The sequence below is a fragment of the Bacillus sp. AP50 genome (assembly GCF_040492675.1).
Taxonomy (GTDB): Bacteria; Bacillota; Bacilli; order Bacillales; family Bacillaceae_G; genus Bacillus_A; species Bacillus_A cereus.
In genome coordinates this window covers 1-1,190 of record NZ_JBEUTW010000647.1, presented here as the reverse complement: position 1 = coordinate 1,190, position 1,190 = coordinate 1, and the positions used below count along the sequence as shown (strand labels likewise).

The following is a 1,190-nucleotide window of genomic DNA, read 5'->3' as shown; positions in this document are numbered from 1 at the left end:
AGTTAAAGGGGTACTTAGTACAAAAAATAACCGTAGATAGTAGCACGAACACTGTTCTTGTTATAATTAATTTTTTTCAGAACGTCTATAATCCTCTTTTAAAAAATATATGTAAATATAATAAAAAACGAATGATTAATAGAAATATTCTACACCACTCGTTTTTTATCGGACTTCTTTTTATTGTACTTTTATTTTCTTTATGAGTTATTGGAAAAATAATTATCTATATAAGTCTTTATTTTTTCAAAATTCTTTTCCATAAATAAGATTGCTGGTACTTCAATTATTGGAAGATTATTTTCATTATCAAAAGCTGGACACGGTTTGGGAACTACCAAATAGTCAACTGAGTTTTTATCCCTAATATAATTAATTGAAACATCATAATACTTAGAGAAATATTCCTTCAAATCATCCTGATTCCTTAAAAATGGTAGAGAAAATATTGAACCATAATTTATACCAGCGTCGACAATTAATACAAAGCATATTTTTTTCATGATACACCCTCCTCATATAATAAGTTTTAAGTTAATAACTGTTCCTTGAAAATTAAATAGTTTTTATCTTCAAGAGCTACATCAAAAAATGATGTATGGGTAAAATTTAGTCTTGGATACTGGGGGATTTCCCTAGATAATGGAGGTATAGAAATGAATCCATCGGGAATATGCTTACTCCCCCTGTAGTTCGACCACGTTAAAAGACTGTGACCCAGACCAAAATGCACTGCATACGCACAAGCTGTATCGGTTTCCTTCATTTACCTCTCATAGTGGTGGGAGGGCAGCTAAAAAGAAGTCCTGGTGGAAGTTTTGGGAATTAGTACCATTTTTTAATTAATACAAGTAAAAGAGACCTTATAGGGTATTTTACTGTTTTCGCTCACATGGATTGTCTTATACATCTAAGTTGTTTCTACATAAATATCTGTAATCTCACCTATTACTATATCTTTAAAAAATTTCCAACAGAACCAATAAACCGTTATAAAAAGTATTTAAAATAATAACAAATAGGTATAATAATTCCCACTATAGAAAATACAATACTTCCTAAATTAAATGCAGAAAGTTTCGCACGATGAACTTGAATTTCACCTAAATCTACCCCTCCACTAAAATGCTTATCCATAACTTTAGCGACGTTTTGTTGTTGATTAACAAAATAAGGTATTAGCCATATAC

At 30.0% G+C, this 1,190-nt stretch carries 1 protein-coding gene and 1 pseudogene; both read right to left on the bottom strand.

Features of this window, described 5'->3' with window-relative positions:
* Nucleotides 1–200 precede the first annotated feature (200 nt).
* Nucleotides 201–503, bottom strand: coding sequence for a hypothetical protein (locus ABWK52_RS27895; protein ID WP_000717611.1), 303 nt, complete (start codon nucleotides 501–503; stop codon nucleotides 201–203).
* A 487-nt stretch (nucleotides 504–990) separates the two neighbouring features.
* Nucleotides 991–1,190 (bottom strand): annotated as a pseudogene (locus ABWK52_RS27890) (hypothetical protein); the annotation flags it as partial.